General features: G+C 68.1%; 25 protein-coding genes and 1 pseudogene. 13 read left to right on the forward strand and 13 right to left on the reverse strand.

The genetic code is table 11. The features are described 5' to 3' along the window. Window positions 1–7: 7 nt before the first annotated feature. The 4 genes from sfnG to AC1DK9_RS11055 all read left to right on the forward strand — a co-directional run bounded on the left by sfnG (window position 8) and on the right by AC1DK9_RS11055 (window position 3,570). Window positions 8–1,213 (forward strand): dimethylsulfone monooxygenase SfnG, encoded by a 1,206-nt coding sequence (gene sfnG, locus AC1DK9_RS11040; RefSeq protein WP_476915945.1) that lies wholly within the window; start codon window positions 8–10, stop codon window positions 1,211–1,213. Beyond that, window positions 1,213–2,553, forward strand: a complete 1,341-nt coding sequence (locus AC1DK9_RS11045; protein ID WP_476915946.1) for an O-acetylhomoserine aminocarboxypropyltransferase/cysteine synthase family protein — start codon at window positions 1,213–1,215, stop codon at window positions 2,551–2,553. The genes sfnG and AC1DK9_RS11045 overlap by 1 nt, the downstream gene beginning before the upstream one ends. Then, on the forward strand, window positions 2,550–3,047 hold the full coding sequence (locus tag AC1DK9_RS11050) for a CoA-binding protein (RefSeq protein WP_476915947.1): 498 nt from the start codon (window positions 2,550–2,552) through the stop codon (window positions 3,045–3,047). The genes AC1DK9_RS11045 and AC1DK9_RS11050 overlap by 4 nt, the downstream gene beginning before the upstream one ends. A 115-nt stretch (window positions 3,048–3,162) precedes the next feature. Then, on the forward strand, window positions 3,163–3,570 hold the full coding sequence (locus tag AC1DK9_RS11055) for an NUDIX domain-containing protein (RefSeq protein ID WP_476915948.1): 408 nt from the start codon (window positions 3,163–3,165) through the stop codon (window positions 3,568–3,570). A 7-nt stretch (window positions 3,571–3,577) separates the two neighbouring features. On the opposite strand, the gene AC1DK9_RS11060 is transcribed toward AC1DK9_RS11055, so the two are convergent. The 4 genes from AC1DK9_RS11060 to AC1DK9_RS11075 all read right to left on the reverse strand — a co-directional run bounded on the left by AC1DK9_RS11060 (window position 3,578) and on the right by AC1DK9_RS11075 (window position 7,098). Continuing rightward, window positions 3,578–4,300 (reverse strand): hypothetical protein, encoded by a 723-nt coding sequence (locus AC1DK9_RS11060; RefSeq protein WP_476915949.1) that lies wholly within the window; start codon window positions 4,298–4,300, stop codon window positions 3,578–3,580. Continuing rightward, the gene (locus tag AC1DK9_RS11065) at window positions 4,297–4,845 is read right to left on the reverse strand and encodes an RNA polymerase sigma factor (protein ID WP_476861121.1); all 549 of its coding nucleotides are present in this window, start codon (window positions 4,843–4,845) and stop codon (window positions 4,297–4,299) included. The genes AC1DK9_RS11060 and AC1DK9_RS11065 overlap by 4 nt, the downstream gene beginning before the upstream one ends. Window positions 4,846–4,931: 86 nt before the next feature. Continuing rightward, the gene (locus AC1DK9_RS11070; protein WP_476915950.1) at window positions 4,932–5,420 is read right to left on the reverse strand and encodes a hypothetical protein; all 489 of its coding nucleotides are present in this window, start codon (window positions 5,418–5,420) and stop codon (window positions 4,932–4,934) included. Window positions 5,421–5,808: 388 nt separating this feature from the next. Next, entirely contained in the window at window positions 5,809–7,098 is a 1,290-nt protein-coding gene (locus AC1DK9_RS11075) for an adenylosuccinate synthase (protein ID WP_476861123.1), read from the reverse strand. A 410-nt stretch (window positions 7,099–7,508) separates the two neighbouring features. On the opposite strand from AC1DK9_RS11075, the gene AC1DK9_RS11080 reads away from it, so the two are divergent. After that, window positions 7,509–8,729, forward strand: coding sequence for a cobalamin-independent methionine synthase II family protein (locus AC1DK9_RS11080; RefSeq protein ID WP_476915951.1), 1,221 nt, complete (start codon window positions 7,509–7,511; stop codon window positions 8,727–8,729). 229 nt (window positions 8,730–8,958) lie between these two features. Then, window positions 8,959–9,588, forward strand: a complete 630-nt coding sequence (locus AC1DK9_RS11085) for a uracil-DNA glycosylase family protein (protein ID WP_476915952.1) — start codon at window positions 8,959–8,961, stop codon at window positions 9,586–9,588. A gap of 22 nt (window positions 9,589–9,610) precedes the next feature. Here AC1DK9_RS11085 and AC1DK9_RS11090 read toward each other — a convergent pair. The 3 genes and pseudogenes from AC1DK9_RS11090 to AC1DK9_RS11100 all read right to left on the reverse strand — a co-directional run. Then, window positions 9,611–9,916, reverse strand: a pseudogene (locus AC1DK9_RS11090) (DUF3151 domain-containing protein); the annotation flags it as partial. Between the two features lie 2 nt (window positions 9,917–9,918). Next, window positions 9,919–10,938 carry a class II fructose-bisphosphate aldolase gene (gene fbaA, locus AC1DK9_RS11095; protein ID WP_476915953.1) on the reverse strand — a complete coding sequence of 340 codons (1,020 nt, stop codon included), beginning with the start codon at window positions 10,936–10,938 and terminating at the stop codon, window positions 9,919–9,921. A gap of 212 nt (window positions 10,939–11,150) precedes the next feature. Further along, on the reverse strand, window positions 11,151–11,837 hold the full coding sequence (locus AC1DK9_RS11100) for a TrmH family RNA methyltransferase (RefSeq protein WP_476861127.1): 687 nt from the start codon (window positions 11,835–11,837) through the stop codon (window positions 11,151–11,153). Between the two features lie 52 nt (window positions 11,838–11,889). On the opposite strand from AC1DK9_RS11100, the gene AC1DK9_RS11105 reads away from it, so the two are divergent. Then, window positions 11,890–12,756 carry an HAD-IIA family hydrolase gene (locus AC1DK9_RS11105; RefSeq protein ID WP_476861128.1) on the forward strand — a complete coding sequence of 289 codons (867 nt, stop codon included), beginning with the start codon at window positions 11,890–11,892 and terminating at the stop codon, window positions 12,754–12,756. A 22-nt stretch (window positions 12,757–12,778) separates the two neighbouring features. Here AC1DK9_RS11105 and AC1DK9_RS11110 read toward each other — a convergent pair whose 3' ends face one another. The 4 genes from AC1DK9_RS11110 to pyrE form a co-directional block, all read right to left on the reverse strand. Then, the gene (locus tag AC1DK9_RS11110) at window positions 12,779–13,819 is read right to left on the reverse strand and encodes a thioesterase domain-containing protein (RefSeq protein WP_476915954.1); all 1,041 of its coding nucleotides are present in this window, start codon (window positions 13,817–13,819) and stop codon (window positions 12,779–12,781) included. Window positions 13,820–13,906: 87 nt separating this feature from the next. After that, entirely contained in the window at window positions 13,907–14,494 is a 588-nt protein-coding gene (locus AC1DK9_RS11115; RefSeq protein WP_476915955.1) for a hypothetical protein, read from the reverse strand. A gap of 96 nt (window positions 14,495–14,590) precedes the next feature. Then, complete coding sequence (locus AC1DK9_RS11120) at window positions 14,591–15,358, reverse strand: GAF and ANTAR domain-containing protein (protein WP_476861131.1); 768 nt, start codon at window positions 15,356–15,358, stop codon at window positions 14,591–14,593. A 106-nt stretch (window positions 15,359–15,464) separates the two neighbouring features. Beyond that, entirely contained in the window at window positions 15,465–16,049 is a 585-nt protein-coding gene (gene pyrE, locus AC1DK9_RS11125; RefSeq protein ID WP_476861132.1) for an orotate phosphoribosyltransferase, read from the reverse strand. A 169-nt stretch (window positions 16,050–16,218) separates the two neighbouring features. Between pyrE and acsA the strand changes: the two genes are divergently transcribed. From acsA to AC1DK9_RS11150, 5 genes are read left to right on the forward strand one after another with little or no spacing between them, the layout of a single operon-like run. Then, on the forward strand, window positions 16,219–18,114 hold the full coding sequence (gene acsA / locus AC1DK9_RS11130; protein WP_476915956.1) for an acetate--CoA ligase: 1,896 nt from the start codon (window positions 16,219–16,221) through the stop codon (window positions 18,112–18,114). Between the two features lie 8 nt (window positions 18,115–18,122). After that, window positions 18,123–19,130, forward strand: coding sequence for a pyruvate dehydrogenase (acetyl-transferring) E1 component subunit alpha (gene pdhA, locus AC1DK9_RS11135; RefSeq protein WP_476915957.1), 1,008 nt, complete (start codon window positions 18,123–18,125; stop codon window positions 19,128–19,130). After that, on the forward strand, window positions 19,127–20,107 hold the full coding sequence (locus AC1DK9_RS11140; protein WP_476915958.1) for an alpha-ketoacid dehydrogenase subunit beta: 981 nt from the start codon (window positions 19,127–19,129) through the stop codon (window positions 20,105–20,107). The genes pdhA and AC1DK9_RS11140 overlap by 4 nt, the downstream gene beginning before the upstream one ends. After that, window positions 20,100–21,572 carry a dihydrolipoamide acetyltransferase family protein gene (locus tag AC1DK9_RS11145; protein ID WP_476915959.1) on the forward strand — a complete coding sequence of 491 codons (1,473 nt, stop codon included), beginning with the start codon at window positions 20,100–20,102 and terminating at the stop codon, window positions 21,570–21,572. Before AC1DK9_RS11140 ends, AC1DK9_RS11145 begins: the two co-directional genes overlap by 8 nt. Before the next feature lie 31 nt (window positions 21,573–21,603). Further along, window positions 21,604–21,846, forward strand: coding sequence for an acyl carrier protein (locus AC1DK9_RS11150; RefSeq protein ID WP_175322176.1), 243 nt, complete (start codon window positions 21,604–21,606; stop codon window positions 21,844–21,846). Between the two features lie 77 nt (window positions 21,847–21,923). On the opposite strand, the gene AC1DK9_RS11155 is transcribed toward AC1DK9_RS11150, so the two are convergent. Next, window positions 21,924–23,177 carry an FAD-dependent oxidoreductase gene (locus AC1DK9_RS11155; protein ID WP_476915960.1) on the reverse strand — a complete coding sequence of 418 codons (1,254 nt, stop codon included), beginning with the start codon at window positions 23,175–23,177 and terminating at the stop codon, window positions 21,924–21,926. A gap of 127 nt (window positions 23,178–23,304) precedes the next feature. On the opposite strand from AC1DK9_RS11155, the gene nadE reads away from it, so the two are divergent. Further along, the gene (gene nadE, locus AC1DK9_RS11160; protein ID WP_476915961.1) at window positions 23,305–24,129 is read left to right on the forward strand and encodes an ammonia-dependent NAD(+) synthetase; all 825 of its coding nucleotides are present in this window, start codon (window positions 23,305–23,307) and stop codon (window positions 24,127–24,129) included. Window positions 24,130–24,162: 33 nt separating this feature from the next. On the opposite strand, the gene AC1DK9_RS11165 is transcribed toward nadE, so the two are convergent. Further along, window positions 24,163–24,936 carry an IclR family transcriptional regulator gene (locus AC1DK9_RS11165; RefSeq protein WP_476861139.1) on the reverse strand — a complete coding sequence of 258 codons (774 nt, stop codon included), beginning with the start codon at window positions 24,934–24,936 and terminating at the stop codon, window positions 24,163–24,165. Between the last annotated feature and the right edge of the window lie 94 nt (window positions 24,937–25,030).

The raw sequence follows: 25,030 nt of genomic DNA on the forward strand, positions 1-25,030 counted from the left end.
AACACCCATGACTGACATCAGCAACGTCGCCCGTCTTTCCGAGCCCCTCAAGTTCGCCTACTGGGTCCCCAACGTTTCCGGCGGACTGGTGGTCTCCACGATCGAACAGCGCACCGGCTGGGACTTCGACTACAACAAGAAGCTCGCCCGGATCGCCGAGAACTCCGGCTTCGAATACGCCCTGACCCAGACCCGGTACGCCGCCTCCTATGGTGCCGACAAGCAGCACGAGGCCACCTCCTTCAGCCTCGCCCTGCTGGCCGCCACCGAGCGGCTCAAGGTGATCTCGGCCGTCCACCCGGGCATGTGGCACCCCGGCGTGCTGGCGAAATACATCATCACCGCGGACCACATCTCCAACGGCCGGGCCGCAGTGAACATCGTCTCCGGCTGGCTCAAGGCCGAATTTGAAAACTTCGGCCTCGAATGGCTCGAACACGACGAGCGCTACGTCCGCACCGAGGAGTTCATCCGGGTGCTGCGCGGGCTCTGGACCGAGCAGGAGTACAGCCAGGCCGGAAAGTACTACAACATCACCGACTTCACCCTGCAGCCGGCCCCGGTGGACGTACCGGGGCGCGCGCACCCGGAGATCTTCTTCGGGGGCAACTCCACCGCGGCGCAGGCCACCGCCGGACGAGTCGCCGACTGGTACTTCTCCAATGGCAAGGACCTGGAGGGCTTCAAGGAAAACATCGCCGGCGTCGTCGCCGCTGCCGGCGACACCAAGCGCGGGACCGAAGGCGCCCTCGCTGCCCCGAGGTTCGGCCTGAACGGCTTCGTGATCGCCCGGGATTCCGAGAAGGAAGCCCGGGACACCCTGCGCGAGATCGTCGAGAAGGCACACAAGCCCGCCGTCGAAGGGTTCCGCGACGCGGTCCAGGAGGCCGGGGCGTCCACCAAGGATGGCAAGGGCATGTGGGCCGACTCGAGCTTCGAGGATCTGGTCCAGTACAACGACGGTTTCAAGACCCAGCTGATCGGCACCCCGGAGCAGATCGCCGAGCGGATCGTGGAGTACAAGAAGATCGGCGTGAACCTGTTCCTTACCGGCTACCTGCACTTCCAGGAAGAGGTCGCGGCGTTCGGTACGGAGATCCTGCCGATCGTGCGCGAACTCGAGGCGGACCTGGCGCGCAAACACGGCGTCGAACTCGACTTGTCCCTCACCCCGGCGGCCAGCGGCGCCACCAGCAAGCTGGTGAACGCGTAATGGCTGACCGCAAATTCGGCTTCCGCACCCGCTCCCTGCACGCCGGCGGCACCCCCGACGCCGAACACGGCGCACGGGCCGTGCCGATCTACCAGACCACGTCCTTTGTGTTCAAGGACACCCAGGACGCCGCCAACCTGTTCGCCCTGCAGAAGTACGGCAACATCTACTCCCGGATCGGCAACCCCACGGTGGCCGCGTTCGAGGAGCGCATCGCCTCGCTGGAGGGCGGCATCGGCGCGGTCGCCACGTCCTCGGGCATGGCCGCGGAGTTCATCACTTTTGCCGCGCTCACCCAGGCCGGCGACCATATCGTCGCGGCTTCCCAACTTTACGGCGGCACGGTGACCCAGCTGGACGTGACCCTGCGCCGCTTCGGCGTGGAGACCACATTCGTCCCCGGCACCGACCCTGCGGACTACGCCGCCGCGGTCCGGGACAACACCAAGGCGATCTTCGTGGAGGTGGTGGCCAACCCGTCCTCGGAGGTCCAGGACCTCGAGGGGCTAGGGAAGGTGGCACACGACGCCGGCATCCCGCTCGTCGTCGACGCCACCCTGAGCACCCCGTACCTCGTGCGGCCGATCGAACACGGGGCAGACATCGTGATCCATTCCGCCACCAAGTTCCTCGGCGGCCACGGCACCACCCTCGGCGGCGTGATCGTCGAAAGCGGGCGCTTCAACTGGGGCAACGGCAAGTTCCCCACCATGACCGAACCCGTGGCCTCCTACGGAAACGTCTCCTGGTGGGGGAATTTCGGCGAATACGGCTTCCTCACCAAGCTGCGCTGCGAACAGCTGCGCGACATTGGCCCCGCGCTGTCCCCGCAGTCCGCGTTCCAGCTGCTGCAGGGCGTGGAGACGCTCCCGCAGCGGCTGGATGAACACCTGAAGAACGCCCAGGCGGTGGCCGAGTGGCTCGAAGCCGACGAGCGTGTGGCGTACGTGAACTACTCCGGCCTGCCCTCACACCCGCACTTCGACCGGGCGCGGAAGTACCTCCCGCTGGGACCGGGCTCGGTGTTCTCCTTCGGTGTGAAGGGCGGCCGGGCCGCGGGGCAAAAGTTCATCGAGTCCCTGCAGCTGGCCTCGCACCTCGCCAACGTGGGCGACTCGCGGACCCTGGTGATCCACCCGGGCTCCACGACCCACCAGCAGCTCAGCCCGGCGCAGCTCGAATCCGCCGGCATTCCGGAGGATCTGGTCCGGATCTCGGTCGGCCTGGAGGACCTCGACGACATCCTCTGGGACCTCGATCAGGCCTTGGACGCGGCGACGGAAGAGCCCGCCACGGAAGTACTTTCCGCTGACGCCTGCACGATCGGAGCAAACGCATGAGCACCCAGGAAACCCGCACCTGGACCGGCCCCTCCGCGCCGGAACGCCTGAACCTGCTGCGCCAGGCCCGGTCGATCGCCATTGTCGGCGCCTCGGACAAGCCGTCCCGGGCCAGTTACTTCGTGGCGACGTACCTGCAGTCCTCCACCCGGTACAAGGTGTACTTCGTGAACCCGGTGGTGACGGAAATCCTGGGCGAGCCGACGTACGCCTCGCTTGCCGAGCTGCCGGAGAGTCCGGACATCGTGGACGTGTTCCGCAAGCATGACGACCTGCCCGGCGTCCTCGACGAAGCCATCGCAGCCGGCGCCAAGACGCTTTGGCTGCAGCTGGGCTCGTGGCACGAGGACGTCGCGAAGGAAGCCGAGGCCGCCGGTCTCGACGTCGTGATGGACCGCTGCGTGAAAATTGAGCATGCCCGCTTCCACGGCGGGCTGCACCTGGCCGGCTTCGACACCGGCGTCATCTCCTCCAAGCGGCAGGTCCTCGCCTAGTCGGAGCCGCCCGCCAGCGACCGGCCCGCATTTGTTGCCAACAAATGCGGGCCGGTCCCGGCTTAACCGCAGAGAGCCTGAACAGCCCGCCGCCGGCTTGTGATCGAATGGGCGGATGATGCATCGCGTGGTGGTCGCTGCCCTGCTGGGCCCACAGGGAATCCTGCTGTGCCGCAGGAATTCAACCGCCAAGGCTTACCCCGGCAAGTGGGACCTGCCCGGAGGGCACATCGAGGGCGGTGAATCCGCCGTACAGGCACTGGTCCGTGAACTCCGCGAGGAGCTGGGGATCACCGTGCCGCCGCCCGGGGCGGGGCCGTCGTTCCAGCTCAGCAAGGGTGACGGCGGCTCCGGCTCGCTGCTGCTGCAGGGCTGGGCGCTCAGGGACTGGGAGGGTATTCCCTACAACCGCGCGCCCGAAGAGCACACCGAAATCGGCTGGTTCGGAATCGAGCAGGCGCTCGCCCTGGACCTGGCCCACAACGCCTATGCCGAGGCGTTTCCGAGGTGGCTTAGCGCCTAGGCCCCGGTTACGGCTTGGGGGTCGGGAAAGCCGTGGGGAGTCCGCGAAGTACGGGCGACGTCGGCACCGGGGCGGGCGCAAGCCCCCGGCCATTGCGGCCCGGGGTCCCGGGGGTCACGGGACGGTGCGACGGGGCGGGAAGCACGCCGTGGCGGCCGACGGCGGGAGGCGTGGCGACGGGGCCGGCGTGCTTCGGGACAGCCGCGGTTGCCGCGGCAGAGGGCTCTGCCGGATGCGTCGCAACGGAGGACGTGCCAGCCGGAACCGAAGCCGGGGCAGCCGGCAGATCGGACGGGGTGGGGCCGGAAGGGACCGGGGTCCGGGTGGGTGCTGCGGGCTGGAAAATGACACCCAGGGTGTGGCCCACGTTCGCGCGGAAGTCTTGGCTGGACGCTGCCACGGCGCCGGCGCCGAGGCTCATTGCACCGATCACGGCACCTCCGATGAGGGCCATCCGGCGCTTACGGCCGCCCCGACGGTCGGCCAGGCTGACCACGCCGTCGGGAAGGTCCTCCGCTGCGCCGTCCGGTACGGCGGACGTGGCAACCGGATCGGCTGAACCGGCGGTGAGCAGCGCGGCGAGGTCCGCGCGCGGGGCAGGCGCCTGCTCCGGCACCAGGGCGCGGAGCTGTTCCAGGGTGCTGCGGAGTTCGGTGGCAGCTTCAAGGCCGGAGTCACGGAGCATCGCCTGGATGCTGCCATCCTGCTGGGGTTCGCGCGTGCCGGTCATGATGCTGCGTGGTCCTTTTCGGTTACGAGTTCGCGCAGGGCACTGAGCCCGCGCCGCTGAAGCTGTTTGATGGCACCGGGGGTCTTGCCCATGATGCCGGCCACCTGATCGATGGAGAGGTCTGCGACGATCCGCAGAACCAGGACTTCCCGTTGCTCCTCGTTGAGCCGGGAGAGAGTGTGTGAAAGGCCGCCCAGCGATCCGAGCGCCTCATCCTCGGCGGAGGCGGAGTGCCTCGCGTCATTCAAGGGGTCATACTCGGCCAGCTGCGGCGTCCGTTCGGAACGACGGTAATGGTCGACGAGCCGGGCGTGGGCGACGGAGAAGATGAAAGTCCGCAAACCCGTGCGGCCGCCGGTGACGTTGGCCAGTTTCGGCAGGACGTCCACGAAGACATCCTGGGTGAGGGCCTCGGCGTCGTCGACGCCCTTGGCCCGGAAGTAGCCGAGCACCGCCGGGGACATCACGGTGTAAACGGCGCTGAATCCTGACGGGTCGCCAGCCAGAGCTGCTGACAGTTCGTCATCGCTCAGCTGGTCTGCCAAGAGGCTTTCCTTCCGTTACTGCTGGGGTGCGGCCCCCGATAGTCTAGCGGCCGCACCCCATCGCCTCCGAAGAGAAGCGTTCGTGCTTACTTGTCGAGCTTCGGCTGCTCGACCGACGGGACAGCCGGGACAGCCTTCGTTGCCGGGGTGCCCTTGGCGGCCGGAACAGCCGGGGTCGCAACGGTCACGCCGGCGTGGGCCTTGGCCTCGGCAGCGCCCTTGGCGTTGGCGGCGCCGTCGACGGTAACGCCGTCCTTGTCAGCGGAAACGGAGCCCTCGGTGGAGCCCTCGGTACCTTCGACATCGGCGTCGCCCTTGGCATCGCCCTTGGCGGAGCCATCGGTGTTCGGGGTTGCCGGTGCGGCCGGAACGGCCGGGGTGGCGGGGGCGGCAGGCAGTTCCGGGGTTGCCGGAGCAGCCGGAACGGCGGGGGTGGCGGGCGTAGCGTGGTTCACTTCAGCCTGCTGCGTGCCGGACATCTGGGCCGCGTTGGCCAGGCCGATTCCGGAGAAGCCTCCCACTGCGAGAATGGCGGCGCCGACAGCGATCTTGGTGGTCTTGCTAACACTCTTCATGAAAAACGTACATCCTTTGATTGTTTGAAGGCTGGCCGGCGCCTGATGGGGGCAGGCGCCAGCCGGCACTTACGGTCGGAGTCCTGTCGGCACCTGATGGGGGCAGGTACCCGTCGGATCTCGCTCGAAGTCCCCGGCGCCTGATGGGGCAGGCACCGGTCGGATCATTCGCGGCAAGGCCGGCCGGATCTGATGGGGGGACCAGGGCTCCGGGCGGCGCTTACAAAGGGGTAATCGCTGGGGCGCCTCGAAAGGTTACGCAGCAATCGAAAATTCTTTTCTTCTTTTGATTCCGGCTCTGCGGCGCCTGAACTTACGCGTTAACGACGACGGCGGCGGGCCACCCTTGCAGGTGACCCGCCGCCGTCGTGCGCCGGTTAGCGAGGCTCTAGTCGTTGATCAGGTCGTTGACCACGATGGTCTGGTCCCGGTCCGGGCCGACGCCGATCGCGGAGAAACGGGTGCCGGAGAGCTTCTCGAGGGCCAGCACATAGTTCCGGGCGTTCTCCGGCAGGTCGTCCAGGGTCCGGGCGCCGGTGATGTCCTCGGTCCAGCCTTCGAAGTATTCGAAGATCGGCTTGGCGTGGTGGAACTCGGTCTGCGTCATCGGCATTTCGTCGTGGCGAACGCCATCGACGTCGTAGGCGACGCAGACAGGGATCTGTTCGATGCCCGTGAGCACGTCCAGCTTGGTGACGAAGTAGTCGGTGAAGCCGTTCACGCGCGAGGCGTGGCGCGCCAGCACGGCGTCGTACCAGCCGCAGCGGCGCGGGCGGCCGGTGTTGACGCCGAACTCGCCGCCGGTCTTCTGCAGGTACACGCCCATCTCATCGAACAGCTCCGTGGGGAACGGGCCGGCGCCGACACGGGTGGTGTAGGCCTTGATGATGCCGATGGAGCGCGAGATCCGGGTAGGGCCGATGCCCGAGCCCACGGACGCGCCGCCCGCGGTCGGGTTGGAGGAAGTCACGAACGGGTAGGTGCCGTGGTCGACGTCCAGGAACGTGGCCTGGCCGCCCTCCATGAGCACCACCTTGCCCTCGTCCAGCGCCTTGTTCAGCACGAAGGTGCTGTCAATGACCAGCGGGCGCAGGCGTTCGGCGAAGGAGAGGAAGTAGTCCACGACCTCGTCCACTTCGATGTCCCGGCGGTTGTAGACCTTGACCAGCAGCTCGTTCTTCTGCCGCAGCGAGCCTTCGACCTTCTGGCGCAGGATGGACGCGTCAAACACGTCCTGCACCCGGATGCCGAGTCGGGCCACCTTGTCCATGTAGGCCGGGCCGATGCCGCGGCCCGTGGTGCCGATCGCGCGGCTGCCGAGGAACCGTTCGGTGACCTTGTCCAGCACCTGGTGGTAGGGCGCCACGAGGTGGGCGTTCGCGGAGACGCGCAGCTTGGAGGTGTCCGCGCCGCGGGCTTCGAGGCCGTCGATCTCCTGGAACAGGGCTTCAAGGTTCACCACGCAACCGTTGCCGATCACCGGGACTGCGTTCGGGCTCAGGATGCCGGCCGGAAGGAGCTTCAGCTCATACTTCTCACCGCCTACGACGACGGTGTGCCCGGCGTTATTGCCGCCGTTGGGCTTCACGACGTAGTCGACGCGGCCGCCGAGCAGGTCGGTGGCCTTACCTTTGCCCTCGTCGCCCCATTGGGCTCCGACGATCACGATTGCTGGCATGGGATCCTCCCCCATTCGTTCGGGCCGAGCCCCGGTTGATTCGCCGGCTGATTCACCAGGTAGTCATCGCAGCTCAACGCCGTTCATGAGAATGCCCCGAATCTACCGCTGTAGCTCAGTACCACTACGATCTATGCCAGCAACGCCAGAGTCCGGGGCTCTTACCACCCAAGTTTAGCCGAAAACGGTGGACGGCACCGTTTTCGGCTCCCTGCGTGGACGCTGCGACACATAGCGGGCATGACTTGCGGTCCGGCCACGCGTGGAATTAAGTGAGAGTGACCATCCCGAGCGGCCGAGGGACCTGGACCGTTGACGCCGCAGCAACCCTGCCGTTCCGGCCCGCCCTTGGCGGACGCCGTGTGCCGGCACCGGTGCTACCGCCAGGACCGATGGAAAGGAACCCTGCCATGTCCCTGAACACGTCCCAGAACACCGACCACATCCGCGTCACCCACGCCGGCTCATTGCCCCGCACGCCGGAGCTCATCGCCGCGAACGAGGCCAAGGAAGCCGACGGCATCACCCCCGAGTTCCTGGACCTGCTGGAGACCTCCGTGGTGGACGTCGTGCAGCGCCAGAAGGACCTGGGCATCGACATCCCCAACGACGGCGAGTATGGCCACACGATGTCCAGCACCGTGGACTACGGCGCCTGGTGGAACTACTCCTTCTCGCGGCTCGGCGGCCTGGAACCGACCGACGTCGACCGCTGGGCCGACGCGCAGGTGCACCGTTCCTCTCCCGGCCACATTGTCCTGACCTCGTTCCCGGACCGCCGCGACCGGCAAAAGTTCAACGACGCCTACAACGACCCCTCCTCCGGGATCCTGGCCCACCGCAAGGCCGTCACGCAGCCCAAGATCGCGGGGCCGCTGACGTACACGGGCCAGTCGCTCGTGGCCTCGGACGTCACCAACCTCAAAAAGGGCCTGGCCGCGGCAGGCCTGAGCGAGGGGTTCGTCGCGTCCCTCTCCCCCGGCTCCTGCGCCCGGGTGGCCAACGAGTACTACAAGAGCGACGAGGAACTCCTGTACGCCTGCGCCGACGCCATGCGCGAGGAATACAAGGCCATCATCGACGCCGGCCTGACCGTCCAGCTCGACGACCCCTCGCTGGCCGAGAGCTGGGACCAGATCAACCCCGAGCCGAGCCTCGAGGACTACCTGAAGTTCATCCAGCTCCGGGTCGAGGCCACCAACTGGGCCCTGCGCGACCTCCCACAGGAGAAGATCCGGCTGCATGTGTGCTGGGGATCCTGGCACGGGCCGCACACCACGGACATCCCGTTCGCGGACATCATCGGCTCGGTCCTGCAGATCAATGCCGGCGCCTACTCCTTCGAGGCGGCCAACGTGCGGCACGAACACGAATGGCGCGTCTGGGAGGACACCAAGCTTCCCGACGGCAAGTCGATCATCCCCGGTGTCGTCTCGCACGCCACCAACGTGGTGGAGCATCCGGACCTGGTGGCGGAACGGATCGTACGCTTCGCGGAACTGGTGGGCCGGGAAAATGTGATTGCCTCCACGGACTGCGGCCTCGGCGGCCGCGTCCACCCGCAGATCGCCTTCGCCAAGCTCGAGGCCCTCGGGGAAGGCGCACGGCGGGCCAGCAAGCGGCTCTGGTAGCCGGACCCGCCCGGCGGTTCCCGTCGGGCCGGGCGGTCCGCCGTCCGGTCCGCCGTCCGGTCCGGACGGCTCGCCGGGCATTTCGCTGGGCTTGATAGACTGGTGAAGACCGAACAGGAATCGGTCCACACCACATTTTCAAACCACACCGGCCTCAGCGTGCCCTTCCTTTGGCGTGCCCGCGGCCGGTCTGGCAGCTTTACCAATCCCGCAGGAGACCCAGCAATACATGACAGCCCTGGCCACTGAAAATTTCCGCGAACAGCTCCTGAGCCGCCGTTACGACGCTAACGTCGCGCCGGTCAACGAACTGTGTGACGCACTGCAGACCGCCAAAGCTGGCACCACCGTCCCCTACGTGGATCCCGCACACGACATCGACGAGTGCCGCATCATCAGCCTGTACTCCAACATCGGCACCGCGGACCCGTCCGGTTTCATCACTGCCGGGGACGAGGAAGCTGCCACCCGCATGCTCGGCATCCAGTGGAAGCTCGGGCTGCGCCCCGAGTATGTCATGCCTTGGAACGTCCACCCGTGGCACGTGGACGGCGAGCCCAACGGCAAGTTCACCCCGGACCAGATCTCTGCCGGCCTCAAGCCCCTGCTGAAGTTCCTCGCCCTGGTGCCGCGCGCGTCCGTGATCGTGGCGCACGGCACCGAGGCCAACCGCCTAGCCAACCTGTTGCTCAAGACCGAGGTGCCGATGATCTGGCGCCGCGGCCTGAAGACGTACAAGGTCCGCTCCCTTAGCGGCCGCGCCTTCGCCGGCACCCCGGCCCGCCAGGAGCAGTACCTGGAGGAAATGCGCGTCGCTTACGCCGACGCCATGGCCCGCACCGGCCTGGCCAAGGCCTAGTCCCGGTAAGTTAACGACGGCGGGCGCGTAGGAAGCCGCGGTTCGGTTCGTGCTCCCACGGGATGGGGCCCGCGCCGCGCCAGCCGTTGCGGCGCAGCGAGTCCAGGCCGCGGTGGTAGCCTACGCGGGAGTAGGCGTAGGAGTCGATGGTCCGGCCTTCCTTCCACGCTTCCTCGGCCAGCACGGCCCAGAGCAGCGAGGACGTCGGGTGCTTTTCCACCAGGTCCAGCGCCTCGTGGCCGGCCTCCAGCCCCGCGTAGACCTCGGTCTCGGCAGGCAGCAGCGTGGGCTCCGGGCCCATCAGGTTCTTACGGAACTCGTCCGACACGGCTAGAACGTCTTGCCGGTGGAGCCGAGCTGCTGTGCAGCCTCGACGACGCGTGCGGCCAGGCCGGCCTCGGCAGACGCACCCCAGACGCGGGGGTCGTACAGCTTCTTGTTGCCGACCTCGCCGTCGACCTTCAGGACGCCGTCGTAGTTGCGGAACATGTGGTCCACCACCGGGCGGGTGTAGGCGTACTGCGTGTCGGTGTCGATGTTCATCTTGATCACGCCGTAGGAGACCGCGTCCGCGATTTCCTTCTCGGAGGAGCCGGAGCCGCCGTGGAAGACGAGGTCGAACGGGTTGGACTTGCCGATCTTCGCGCCGACCTGCTCCTGGATGTCCTTGAGGATCTCCGGACGCAGCTTGACCCCGCCCGGCTTGTAGACGCCGTGCACGTTGCCGAAGGTCAGGGCCGTGATGTAGCGGCCATTCTCGCCGGAGCCGAGGGCGTCGATGGTCGCGAGGGCGTCCTCGACAGTGGTGTAGAGCTTGTCGTTGATGGCGTTCTCGACGCCGTCTTCCTCGCCGCCGACGGTGCCGATCTCGACCTCAAGGATCATCTTGGCGGCTGCGGTGCGCTGGAGCAGGTCACGGGCGATCCGGAGGTTCTCCTGCAGGGTCTCGGCCGAGCCGTCCCACATGTGCGAGTTGAAGAGCGGGTTGCGCCCGGCCTTGACCTCGGCCTCGGAGGCGGCGAGCAGCGGCAGGACGAAGCCGTCCAGCTTGTCCTTGGGGCAGTGGTCGGTGTGCAGGGCGATGTTGACGCCGTAGTTCTTGGCCACTTCGCGGGCGAACGCGGCGAAGCCCAGGGAGCCGGCCACCATGTCCTTGGTGGAGGCGCCGGACCAGTAGGCGGCGCCGCCGGTGGAGACCTGGACGATGCCGTCGGACTCCGCCTCGGCGAAGCCGCGCAGGGCTGCGTTCAGGGTCTGGGAGGAGGTGACGTTGACGGCGGGGAATGCGAAGCCGCCCGTCTTTGCGCGGTCGATCATCTCGGAGTAGATCTCTGGGGTTGCAATGGGCATGCTGACTCCTAAAGTGAATTTCGTCTGCGGGCTGGTTGACCCTGGAGTGGACCTCGTCGGCTACGAACCATCCTAGCCATTCCTGCACCGGGGCAGTGTCTCCGGTCACGCCGGGGTTGTAATACTCGCTTCCGCCGAGGTGACACTTAACGGCAGTGTGGCGCGCCAACACTGCCGTTAAGTGTCATCTCGCGCGCCAAAGGACGGGCAGGCTACCCGGGCAGCTGGTTGAAGACGTGCCGGCGGATCCAGGCATGCATCGCAATCGCGGCTGCGGAGGCGGCGTTGATCGAACGCGTGGACCCGAACTGCTCAATCGAGAGCGTCGCGACGGCGGCTTCGTGGACCTCCGGCGTCAGGCCCGGGCCCTCCTGGCCGAAGACCAGCACACAGTCCCGGGGCAGTTCATAGGTTTCCAGCGGGACGGAATCGGGGAAGATGTCGATCCCGATCACGGCCAGCCCCTCCCCCTGGGCCCAGGCGACGAAGTCCTCCACGGTGGCGTGGTGGCGGACGTGCTGGTAGCGGTCGGTGACCATCGCGCCGCGGCGGTTCCACCGGCGTCGTCCGATGATGTGGACTTCCTTGGCCAGGAACGCGTTGGCGGTGCGCACGACGGTGCCGATGTTCATGTCGTGCTGCCAGTTTTCGATCGCGATGTGGAAGTTGTGGCGCCGCGAGTCCAGCTCCGCGACGATCGCCTCGTGCTTCCAGTAGCGGTACTTGTCCAGCACGTTGCGGCGGTCGCCGTCGGCGAGCAGGTCCGGATCCCAGTGCCCGCCCTCCGGCCACGGCCCCTGCCAGGGTCCGACGCCGACCTCTGCCTTGGGCTCCGGCTCACCGTCCGGCGCGGCCTCGGTACCGGCGGGTGGTTCGCTGGGCGTCTCGGGTTCAGTCACGCCTCAACATTAGACTGGGAGCTGTTGCGGCACACTATCGGCGGAGGGCACCATGGCGGAGCAGTACGAAGACCACGGAACAGACCAGCGTTCAGACTCTGATGACGTGCGGTCCACGTCCTCGGTTTACCGCAGCGGCCAGGAGATCGAGTGCTGGCTGACGGACATGGACGGGGTGCTGGTCCACGAGAACCAGCCGATCCCCGGCGCTTCGGAACTCATCCAACGCTGGGTGGACACGTCCAAGCGGTTCCTGGTCCTGACCAACAACTCCATCTTCACACCGCGCGACCTCGCCGCCAGGCTGAAGAGTTCCGGCCTGGAAATCCCGGAGGAGAACATCTGGACCTCGGCCCTGGCCACGGCGCAGTTCCTCAAGGACCAGGTGCGCGGCTCCGAATCGGGCAATCGTGCCTACACGATCGGCGAAGCGGGGCTGACGACGGCGCTGCACGAGGCGGGCTTCATCCTCACCGACCAGGACCCCGACTTTGTGGTGCTCGGCGAAACCCGGACCTACTCCTTTGAAGCCATCACCATGGCCATCCGCCTGATCCTGGGCGGCGCGCGTTTCATCGCGACCAACCCGGATGCGACCGGCCCCTCCAAGGACGGGCCGATGCCGGCCACCGGCGCGATCGCGGCCCTCATCACCAAGGCGACCGGCCGCGAACCGTACATCGTGGGGAAGCCCAACCCGATGATGTTCCGTTCAGCGATGAACCAGATCGACGCGCACTCCGAGACCACCGCCATGATCGGGGACCGGATGGACACGGACATCATCGCCGGCATGGAAGCAGGCCTGCACACGGTGCTGGTGCTCAGCGGCATCACGCACAAGGACGACATCGCGGCCTACCCGTTCCGGCCCAACCAGATCCTGAACTCGGTCGCGGACCTGAAGAACCAGATTTGAGCGGGCGCACGGAACCGGCTGGCTAGAAGGCGGTCTTCTTGCCGCCGCCGGAGGGCAGCGGCAAGAACTCGTCCTGCAGCTCCTCGATGAGCGGCCGGTAGATGGAAGGATTCCACTGCGGACTGGCGTGGGCCGGGCGTGCCCCGTCGGTCTGCAATGTATCCGAGACCATGTTGGCTTTGAACCGCAGCATCCAGGTGTCCCGGGCCGTCTCGTAGCTGACGGTCTGGTCCCGGGGATTGCCGATGAACGCCATCTTCGCGTCGCCCAGCTTGCCGACGAAGCGGTTCATGTCGAAGTGGTAGATGTACGCCGATTCGGTTTCGATCAACACGCTGGACGGGGCAATCGGCGAGAGCTGCTCCAGGGTCTGGTCCAGGATCTGCCCCCAGCTTCGTTCATTTTTGTTCAGCACCCGCTCACCAAGTTCATAGCCGCCGCGCAGCACGGTGGGGAAGCGGAATCCTCTCTCGTAAAGGAACACCACCCCTTCGAACCAGCTCTGGTCCAGGACGTCAGACCTGCTGGACGGGCTTGAGTCGAGCAGGATGAATGCCACCTTGACGCCATGAAGCTCCAGCAACCGGGCGGCGACCTGCACGGCGACCATGCCGCCGAAACTGTGGCCGTAGAAGTAGACGGTGTCCAGCTGGTGGGCCCGGATGTGCTCGATGACAGCGATCACGATCTTGTCGATGTCCATGCCGACATTCGAATAGCCGACGGCGGCCAGCTGGCCGCGCTTGGTCAGGGCACCGCGAAGCGAGTTCAGGATCCACTGCGCCTCTTCCCAGCTGGTTTTATACCCCGGGAAGAGGAACCAGCTGGCGTGCGGAAAATACAGTTCGGCGTCGTCGTCGGGCACCAGGAGGATCTTGTTGACCCGCCGCTCGGCCTGGACCCGTCGGGTGAAGAGCATGTCCGCGGCGAGAGCCGACGCGGCACCGGTACCTACGAGGAACTTCCGCCGCGAAAACCGTTTGAGCTCGGCGGCGTGCCGGAGTAGGCGGGCCTCGGCGCTCCGGGCTTCCTGACCGTCGTTCGGTTCCGTCTCATGCGGCACACCTCTACCGTAGCCACTGCGTCGGTGGAGCAGAAAACGCGGGACGAAACGGGGCTACGCCGGTTCCGGCGCCGGGTAAGACGGGGGCTACGCCGGTTCCGGCGCGCGGGCGGGTTCCGGTGCGAGCGCGGGTTCCGGTGCGCGGGCTGCTTCGCGGCGTGCGAGTTCCAGGCTGATGTCCTCGTAGCGGGCCAGAAGCTCCGAGGGTCCACCGTTGCGGGGATCGTCCAGCTTGCCGAAAACACAGTCGCTGGCCGCCAGCAGTTCGTCGTCGGAATAGCGGGCCAGCGGGCGCGTCCCGTACGAGTTGATGGAGGCCACGAAGTCCCCGGAGAGGTCAATGGGCTGGAACACCCGTCCAAAGTCGTCGCCGAACATCAGCAGCTCGAGCGAAACCCCTGCGGCAACGGTCGGAGCGCCGGCCAACTCGAGCTGGCTGGATCCCCCATCTACCGAATTGAGATCGTTGCGCAGGCCGGCGAGGGCCAATGATTCCACGAATTCGGCGTGCGCGAGGTCGACTCGAATATGGGAGCTGAGCCCCCTCCGGCGGATGCGCTGGATCAGCTGCATCAGGGCGGGTCGGGAATCTTGGCTGAGGCGCCCCCGGACATCGATTCGGATGACATCTGCGGCGACATCCAGCTTCACCTGGGCGTTAAGAGATTGGTCCATAGGTACTCCAAATAAAGTGTCTATGGCCGACGGCTCAACCTCATTCAGCGTAACTGCGGGATGGGGTGGGCACAAGTCCCCAAATGATCCCGCACTTTAGCCTGTGGCTTGCCGCCCCGGCTCCTGGAAGTGCGTCCGGGTCGCCGAACCACCGACGGACTCCACCAGCGAGGTGGCAATGTCGCGCAGTTTCACGTTGCCGTGGCTCGAGGCGTCGGTGAGAATCTGGACCGCCGTCGCCTGGTTGCAGCGGTTCTGCGCCATCACAATGCCGATGGCCATGTCGATGACCGTGCGGGATTCCAGCGTGGCCCGCAGGTTCGTGGCGCTGTCCGTGTGAAGCGAAAAGCGGACAGCCATGCGCAACGCCTGGGAGATCTGCCGGGTGTAGTCGCGCGCCCGGGCCGCGACGTCGCCGTCGAACTTGTGCGGAACGTCCGAATACAGGTTCAGCGCCGCTTGGGCTTCGCCCTGCAGATGGAATGGCACGGAAAGCACCGAGCGCAGCCCGTGCGAGGCCACGGCGTTGGCATAGTCAGGGCCCCAGCGGTCTTCCTCGAAAAGGTCCGGGACGTAGACCTCGCGCTCCTCTTGCGCGGCCGTCAGGCAGGGCCCCTGGGCCAGCCGGTACTGGATCTCGTCCACTTCCCGGGCGGACTCGCTGCTCCAGCCGATGGTCGCAGCCTTCCGGTCACGCAGGAGGGTGATGCCGCACAGCGCGTCGTCGCCCTCGCCGGCCACCTGGTGCGCGGAAAAACGCGCAAGTTCGTTGAGGAACTCTTCGAAGTCGGTGCTGTCGAGGATGAGGTTCTGGACCTGGTCGACAGTACTGACTGTTGCCGGGTATTCCTGGGGCGGGAGCATAGCGCGTCTCTTCAACTACGGGTACAGAGGTACCGACGGGGGTATTTAAGAAATAGTAAGACACCCCGAAAGTACCGTCCATATATGTCCGCCGCCGGTGAAACCCCTAATTCAGGCCCAGTTCGTCCTTGCCAAATGCGAACAGGTAGGGGACGCCTGCTTCGGCTTCGATCTTTTCCTTGGCGCCGGTGTCGCGGTCCACGATTACGGCGACGGCCACGACGTTGCCGCCGGCCTTGCGCACACCCTCGACGGCGGTCAGTGCGGAACCGCCCGTGGTGGAGGTGTCTTCGAGGACCAGGACCTTGCGGCCCTCCACCGAGGGACCTTCGACCTGGCGGCCCATGCCGTAGGATTTCTGCGCCTTGCGGACCACGAAGGCGTCGACCGGGCGTCCGGCGTCGACGGCGGCGTGCATGACGGCGGTGCCCACCGGGTCGGCACCCATCGTGAGTCCGCCGGCGCACTCAAAGTCGATGCCGGCGTCGTCCAGCAGCGACAGCATGACCTGGCCGACGAGCTTGGACGCCTCGTGGTGCAGGGTGATGCGGCGCAGGTCAATGTAGTAGTCGGCCTCGGCGCCGCTGGAGAGGATGACCTTGCCGCGGACCACGGCCAGCTCCTTGATCAGTTCCAGGAGGCGGGCACGGGCGGCAGCGGCGTCCGCTGCGAAGTCACTGGTGGCAGTCATGGGACCCAGTTTAGTGCCAGGCAACGGCCCGGTTCCCAGTCCGCCGGCCAGATGTCGGCGCCCGGAGCGGCCTCCGTCCCGGCCTGGACCGTTGCCCACGGGACTGCACGGCACTGCACGGGACTTACGGCACTTGGCAGCCGAGGCGGGGCGGGCGTCCGATGTAAGCATGACGGCAGGAACCGAACCTTCCACGCGCTGGCCGGCCATTCCCAAGGATCCCGGCAGCTTCCGGGTCCGGCCCAATCTGATGGATTACGACGCCAGCTGCGCGGCCTTCTCCTGGGATCACGCCCGCCGGGAACTGTCCGGGCTGCCGGATGGCCGGGGCCTGAATATCGCCTTCGAGGCCGCCGACCGGCACGCGGCGGGCGGGCTCGGCGGCCGCGAGGCGCTGCGCTTCATCCGGGCCGACGGGAGCAGCCGCGCGCTCAGCTACGCGGAGCTCGCGGAGCAAAGCAGCCGGTTCGCCGCGGTGCTGCGCAGCCTCGGCGTCGGGCGCGGCGAGCGCGTCTTCTCGCTCACCGGCCGCAATCCGTCGCTGTACATCGCCATGCTCGGTACCTTCAAGAACGCCAGCGTGTTCTGTCCCCTCTTCTCCGCCTTCGGCCCCGAGCCGGTGCGGCAGCGGCTGCAGCTGGGGTCGGGGCGCGTGCTCATCACCACCCGGGCGCTCTACCGGCGGAAGGTCGCCCAGTTGCGCGACTCCCTCCCGGAGCTGCGGCATGTGCTTTTGACCGACGCCGAGGGCGCCCCGGAGCCGGGCACCCTGGACCTGGCCGGGCTAATGCAGGCAGCACCGGCCGGCGGGCAGATCGCGGCGACGCAGCCCGAGGACATGGCGCTGCTGCACTTCACCTCCGGCACCACCGGGACGCCGAAGGGCGCCATCCATGTCCACGACGCCGTCACCGCCCATCACGCGACCGGCACCTTTGCGCTGGACCTGCATCCGGAGGACATCTATTGGTGCACCGCGGACCCCGGCTGGGTAACCGGCACGTCCTACGGGGTCCTGGCCCCGCTCAGTCACGGCGTCACGAGCATCGTGGACGAGGAGGAGATGGACGCGGACCGCTGGTACCGGATCCTCGCCGAGCAGCACGTCAGCGTCTGGTACACCGCCCCCACCGCGCTGCGGATGCTGATGAAGGCAGGAGCTGACCGTGCCGCCGGGCACGACCTGTCCGCCCTGCGCTTTGTGGCCAGCGTTGGCGAACCGCTCAATCCGGAGGTGGTGGTGTGGGGCAAGGAAGCCTTCGGCCAGCCGGTGCACGACAACTGGTGGCAGACCGAAACCGGCGGGATCATGATTTCGAATTTTGCGGCCACCGAGATCCGCCCCGGCTCCATGGGCCGGCCGCTGCCGGGCATCGAAGCGGCGCTGGTGGCGCGGGACGCCCAGGACAAGCCGGTGCTCAGGGACGGGCAGGCGGTGCTGGTCACCGAGCCTGACACCATGGGCGAACTTGCCCTGCGGCCCGGCTGGCCCTCGATGTTCCGGGGCTACCTGCACGAGGAGGAGCGCTACCGGCGGTGCTTCGTGGGCGGCTGGTACCTCACCGGCGACCTCGCCAAGCGCGACGCCGACGGCTACTACTGGTTCGTCGGCCGGGGCGACGACGTGATCAAGTCCTCGGGGCATCTGATCGGCCCGTTCGAGGTGGAGAGTTCGTTGATGGAGCACGAGGCGGTGGCCGAGGCCGGCGTGATCGGCGTCCCGGACCCGGTCGCGGGCGACGTGGTCAAGGCCTTCGTGGAGCTGCGCCCCGGCTGGGAGCCGTCCGAGGAGCTGCAGCTGGACATCATCGGGTTCGCGCGCAAGCGGCTGGGCCCCGCGGTGGCGCCGCGGCTGCTGGACTTCACGACGGCGCTGCCGAAGACCCGCAGCGGGAAGATCCTCCGCCGCCTGCTGAAGGCCCGCGAACTCGGGCTCCCGGAGGGCGACACGTCCACCATCGAGTCGCCGCCGGGGACACCCGCGGCACCGGAAGCTGCGCCCGAAGCAGCACCCGACATAGCGCCTGGCGCTGGGCCGGGCGCTGGGCACGAGGCACCGCAATGACCGGGCCCATGGCGGCGGCCCCAGGCCCGCTGGACCCTGCGCACGGACGGCACCTGCTGCGGCAGATGCTGCGCGTGCGCCGGCTCGAGGAGAAGTGCGTCGAGCTGTACAGCGCCGCCAAGATCCGCGGCTTCCTGCACGTCTACATCGGTGAGGAAGCGGTGGCGGCCGGGGTGCTGGAAACCCTCGCGCCGGAGGACGCCGTCGTCGCCACCTACCGGGAACACGGCCACGCGCTGTTGCGGGGCGTGTCTGCCGGGGCGATCCTGGCCGAGATGTACGGCTTCGTGGAGGGTTGCTGCCGCGGCCGCGGCGGCTCGATGCACCTGTTCGACGCTGCCACGCGTTTCTACGGCGGGAACGCGATCGTCGCCGGCGGCCTGCCGCTCGCCGTCGGGCTGGCCCTGGCGGACAAGATGGCCGGGCGTCCCCGCGTCACCGTGTGCTTCTTCGGCGAGGGCGCCGTCGCGGAGGGCGAGTTCCACGAAAGCCTCAACCTCGCCGCTCTCTGGCAGCTGCCGGTGCTGTTCTGCTGCGAAAACAACCTCTACGCGATGGGCACGGCGCTGGGCCGCTCCGAGTCGCAGACCGACATTGCGCTCAAGGCCGCCGGCTACGAGATCTCCGCCTGGGCCGTGGACGGGATGGACGTCCTCGCCGTTGAGGAGACTGCCCGCCGCGCCGTCGACGCCGTCCGGGCCGGCGGCGGCCCGCACTTCCTGGAACTGCGCACGTACCGCTTCCGGGCGCACTCGATGTTCGACCCGGAACGGTATCGGGACAAGGCCGAGGTGGCGCGGTGGCTGGAACGGGACCCGATCGCGCTGCTGCGCTCCGCGATGGAGGCCGCCGGCCAGCTCACCGAGGCGGACTGGGAGCGGCTGCAGGCGGACGCCGAGGCGGAAGTCGCGGCCGGCGTCGAGTTTGCGGAGGCCGGCACACCGGAGCCGCTGGAGGACCTCACCCGCTATGTCTACAGCGAGCCCGGCGCCCGGCAGGAAGGCGGCGGGGCATGAAATCCAGCTACCGGGAAGCGCTCCGGGCCGGGATCCGCGACGCGCTGCAACGTGACGAACGGGTTTTCCTGATGGGCGAGGATGTGGGCGCCTACGGCGGCTCCTTCGCCGTGAGCCTGGGCTTGCTGGAAGAGTTCGGACCGGAACGGATCCGCGACACTCCGCTGTCCGAGTCCGGGTTCGTCGGCGCCGGGATTGGCGCTGCGCTCGGCGGGTTGCGACCCATCGTGGAGATCATGACCGTTAATTTCAGCCTCCTCGCCCTCGACCAGCTGGTGAACAACGCCGCGTCCCTGCTGCACATGTCCGGCGGCCAGTTCCACGTGCCGTTGGTGGTCCGGATGACCACCGGGGCGGGACGCCAGCTTGGCGCCCAGCACTCGCACAGCCTCGAGGGCTGGTACGCGCACATCCCCGGGCTGCGGATCCTCACCCCTGCCACCCTGGAGGACGCCCGCGGAATGCTGTGGACCGCGCTGGAAGACCCGGACCCGGTGCTGATCTTCGAGCACGGCTCGCTCTACAACGTCCCGGGCGAGCTCGCCGAGGACGCCGACGCGGTGGACATCACCAGCGCCGCCATCCGCAGGCCCGGCACCGACGTCACGCTCATCACCTACGGCGGGACGCTTCCCCTCACGCTTGAGGCCGCGGAACAGCTCGCCGGCGCGGGGATCGACGCCGAGGTGCTGGACCTGCGCACCCTCCGGCCGCTCGACGACGCCGCCATCCTCGCCTCGGTGGCTAAGACGCACCGTGCCGTGGTGGTGGATGAAGGCTGGCGCAGCGGCAGCATCTCGGCCGAAATCAGCGCCCGGATCAGCGAACACGCGTTTTTCGAGCTCGACGCCCCCGTGGGCCGGGTCTGCAGCGCCGAGGTGCCAATCCCCTACTCCAAGCACCTGGAACTGGCCGCGCTGCCCTCCGCGGAGCGCGTGGTCGCGGCGGCGCGGGAGGCGGTCGGCGCGCGTGGGTGACTTCCTGATGCCCTCGCTCGGGGCCGACATGGAGCACGGCAAGATCGTCGAATGGCTGGTCAAGCCCGGCGACTACGTCCGGCGCGGGGACCTCGTGGCGGTGGTGGACACGGACAAGACGGTGATGGACGTCGAGTCCTTCCAGGAGGGTGTGGTCGCGGACCTCCTCGTCGAGATCGGCCAGACCGTGCCGGTGGGTACGCCGCTGGCAAGGATCACGCAGACCCCTGCCGAGGCTGGGGCACCGACGCCCGAGAAACCCCCGTCCCCGCCCGTTGCCGCGGAGCCTGCGGCTCCCCGGAAAGCCCCGCCGGTCACGCCGCCTGTACCGCGCGTGGAGGCCCCGCCGATCGCGCCGCCCGTACCGCGCGTGGAGGCGCCGCCGGTCACGCCGCCCGTCCGGCACCTCGCGCACCGGCTGGGCGTGGACACGGGACGGATCCGCGGCACCGGCAAGGACGGAGCGGTCACCCGGGCGGATGTGGAGCACGCGGTCGCCGCCCGGCCTGCGGGTACGGGACGGGTGCGGTCCTCGCCCCGGGCCAGGCGGCTCGCCGCCGAACTCGGCGTCGAGCTGCCCACCGTTCCGGGCACCGGACCGGACGGCGCCGTGACCGTCGGCGACGTGCAGGACGCCGCCGCCCGCCGGACGGAGGCCGGGCCGCGGGAGGGGGAGGCTGCGGCCGGAGCGCCCGCCGTCGGCCCCGTCGAACCGCCCGTTGAAGCCGCTGCGGTGCCGGCACAGGAGGAACGGGTCCCGGAGAAGCAGGCTGCGGAGAAGCCGTCTGAGGCCCGGGAGCGGGTGGCCGCGCTGCGCCGGGCCATCGGGGCGCTGATGACTCGCTCCAAGCAGACCATCCCGCACTACTACCTGAGCACCACGCTGGACCTGCGCGCCGCCGTCGGCTGGATGCAGGCCGTCAACGCGCAGCGGCCGGTGGCATCCCGGCTGGTGCCCTCCGCCCTGCTGCTCAAGGCGGCGGCGCTCGCGGCCAAGGAGTTTCCGGAGGTCAACGGCTTCTATCTGGACGGCTCCTTCCGGCCCAGCGATGCGGTCCATCTGGGCGTCGCCGTCGCCCTCCGCCAGGGCGGTCTGGTGGCACCCGCGATCCATGACGCCGACACCCTGGCGCTCGACGAACTGATGGAGCAGCTGCGGGACGTGGTCGTCCGCGCACGGGCCGGGCGGCTGCAACGGGCCGAGATGGCCGACCCCACCATCACCGTGACGAACCTCGGCGACCTCGGCGTGGACAGCGTCTACGGGGTGATCTACCCGCCGCAGGTGGCCATGGTGGGCTTTGGCCGCGTGCTGGAGCAGCCCTGGGCGGAAAACGGGATGCTCGGCGTCCGGTTCGCGGCCACCGCCACCCTCTCCGCCGACCACAGGGTCAGCGACGGTCTGCGCGGCGCACGCTTCCTGGCCCGGATCGAGGAACTGCTGCAGAAACCGGACGAGCTGTGAACACCAGAAGAACCGTAACGACGGAGAGACCATGAATGAACAGGATGCCCGGGCTGCGGTGCGGGCCGCGCTCGGCAAAGTCGCACCGGATGTGGAACTGGACGACGTCGGCGGCGACGCCCGGCTCCGCCAGGACCTGGAGCTGGACTCACTGGATTTCCTGCGGCTCGTCGAAACCATCGACACGGCGACCGGAGTGGACATCCCGGAGCGGGACTATCCCGCCGTCGCCACGGTCGACGGCCTGATCAGCTACCTCGCCGCGCACGGCTGAGCCCCATCCGCTGCTCCATAACTGCCGTTATGGGCGTCCAAAAGGGCCGTTTCGGAGCAATCGACGAATTCGGAGTGCTAGGGGTGGGGCTGGGGCCGGGCTTCGGAACGGCGCGCGAACGCGGGGGCGTGTTCGGGACGGGGTCCGAAGCCAATGAGCCTGGGAATGATTCTCCTCAGCGCCGGAACGTGACGCACCACGAAGAGCGCCGCGGCCGGAACTTTGGTCCGCTTTCCGGCCATGATCGGGCCAAAGACCGCGCGGTGCATGAGCCTTTGCGCGGTTTGCACCACCACGGTGGGCGGGCGCCTGCGCCGTTCAACGCGTCCGAGGTCCGCCGTCGTGACCCGGCCCCTCAGCAGCGCCGGAGCCAGGATCTCCGCCGTCGCCACCGCGTCCTGGATGGCGAGGTTGATGCCGACGCCGCCGGCGGGCGACATCGCGTGGGCGGCGTCCCCGATGCACAGCAGTCCGTTGATGTGCCAGGTCTGCAGCCGGTCCAGCCGGACGTCGAGCCAGTGCAGATCATCGAGGGACCGGATGGCGTCGACGCGGTCGGCGAGGTCCGGGCGGAGCGCCGCGATCCGGCGTCGGAAGTTTTCCACGCCTTCCGCGCGGATCCGGACGTCGGCTCCCTTCGCGGCGAGGTAGCCCATTTGGTAGTAGTCGTTGCGGGTCAGTGCCACCAGCGCTTCCCCGGGGCCGAACGCCGGCACAAGCCCCGCCACCTCGCCGCTCTCAGCGGCGTGGCGCGGCAACCGGAACCACCACGTGTCGAACGGCACCGGAAACTCCTTCGGCGCGAGCCCGGCGGCCGCTCGCAGCACGGAGTGCCGGCCGTCGGTCGCGACCACCAGGTCCGCCCGGAGTTCGTCCTGCCTGCCGTCCGGGGTGCGGAACCGGACCCCGCGGACACGGCCGCCGTCGCGGACCAGGCCGGTGGCCGTATGGCTCATCAGCAGGGTGAATCCAGGCTCCTCGGCCGCCGCCGCGGCAAGGAAGTTCAGGAAATCCCACTGCGGCATCATCGCGATGTAGTTGTACGGCGGCTTGAGGGAATCAAAGTCGCCCATGGTTACCGGCGGCCCGCCGGGGACGGGGAACACGACGCTCTTGAGGCGGCTTTGCGGCAGGCGGCGGAACTCCCGGCCGAGGCCGAGTTCGTCAATCAGCCGGATGGTGGACGGGTGCACGGTGTCGCCGCGGAAGTCGCGCAGGAAGTCCGCGTGCTTTTCCAGGACCGTCACCCGCACGCCGGCCCGGGCCAGCAGCAGGCCAAGCATCATCCCGGCCGGACCGCCGCCGGCCACCACGCATCCCGTCGTCTCCATGGCCATACGCTACGCCTGCCAGGGTGCCCGCGGGAGGGGTTTTGGCGGCACTTCCGGATTCGGGCGGCGGCACCGGAGCGGCAGCAACAGTTGAGCCCGATTGACACGGCTGGCTAGGCTTTGAGGCATGCGTGAACTCCAGGCGAAGATCATCGAAGAAATGGGCGTGCAGCCCCGGATCGACCCCGCCGGGGAGGTGCGTAAGCGCGTCACGTTCCTCAAGGACTACCTCAAGGCGAGCCACACCAAGGGCTTCGTCCTGGGCATCTCCGGCGGCCTCGACTCGTCGCTCGCCGGCCGGCTGGCCCAGCTGGCGGTCGAGGAGCTCGACGCCGAGGGCGTGGAGGCGAACTTCGTCGCGGTGCGGCTCCCGTACGGTGTGCAGCACGACGAGGACGACGCCCAGGCGGCCCTCGACTTCGTGCGCGCCAAGACGGAGTGGACCTTCAACATCTCCGCCGCGGTGGACGGCTTCGAGGACGAGTTCGAGAAGACAGTCGGCAACGGGATCTCCGATTTCCACAAGGGCAACACCAAGGCCCGGACCCGCATGATCGCGCAGTATGCCCTGGCCGGGGAGCACAACTACCTAGTGATCGGCACCGACCACGGCGCGGAATCCGTGACCGGTTTCTTCACCAAGTTCGGCGACGGCGGCGCGGACATCCTGCCGCTGTTCGGCCTGAACAAGCGGCAGAACCGTGCGCTGCTGGCCGAGCTCGGCGCCCCGGCGCGCATCTGGGAGAAGGTCCCGACGGCTGACCTGCTGGATCACAAGCCAGGCCGCACGGACGAGGAAGAACTCGGCCTGAGCTACGACACCATCGATGACTACCTCGAGGGCCGGGACGTCCCCGAGGCGGCGGCCGAGCTGATCGAGCAGAAATACCTGCGGACCCGGCACAAGCGCACCGTTCCAGTCACCATTTTCGACACCTGGTGGAAGCAGTAGCGCGCCGAGGACGCAGCCGGCCGCGGTGCCGGTTCAGGGGCCCTGCAATTGCAGGGAGATCCGGTGCGCCTCGTCCATCAGCAGGCGTCCCAGCTGTTCGCGGCGGTCTTCGCGGAAACGCGGTTCAATCCCGGTCAGGGACAGGGCCCAGGCCGGGCGGCCGCGCTGGTCGAAAACGGCGGCACCCATCCCCCAGCTGCCCTCCAGCACCAGGCCGGGGTTGACCGAGTAGCCTGCCTGCCGCGTCGCTTCCAGGTTGGCGCGGACCACCTCCTCGCTGTGCGCTGCGGCAAAGCTCCCGGCGTGGGTCGTCCAGCCGGCCAGCAGCTCTTCCTGCTCGGCCGCGGGCAGGAACGCCATGATGGCAGTGCCGGCGGAAGCGACCCCCAGCGGGAACCGGACACCCTCATGCAGCACGAAGGAGCGCACCGGGAAGCTGCCCTCCTCCCGGAGCAGGCACACCGTCTCGGCACCGCGGCGGATCGAGAAGAAGGCGCTCTCGCCGGTCTCCTCGGCCAGCCGGCGCAGGCTGGGCCGGGCAATGTCTTCCAGTGGAAAGCGTGCGGACGCGACGGATCCCATCAGCAGGATTTCCGGGCCCAGCACCCAGTTGCCGGTGTGCGGATCCTGGTCCAGCAGGCCCTCGGCGGCCAGCGAGGTGAGCAGCCGGTGGGCGGTGGGGCGCGTCAGCCCGGATTCGCGGACCAGTTCCACGAGCGGTGAGCCTTCCGGCCTCCGGCCCACGATCCTCAGCAGGGCCGCGACACGGCTTACCACCTGGGCTCCCTGAACCGGGGCAGACGTCATGCGGGCTCTCCTTGCAGCTAACTTTCCTAGCGATGTATCCACATTGTGGACAAGATCAAGCCTAGCGTCCACACTCTAGAAATGCGCCAATTTT

It is taken from the genome of Arthrobacter sp. 01T414, assembly GCF_056398965.1.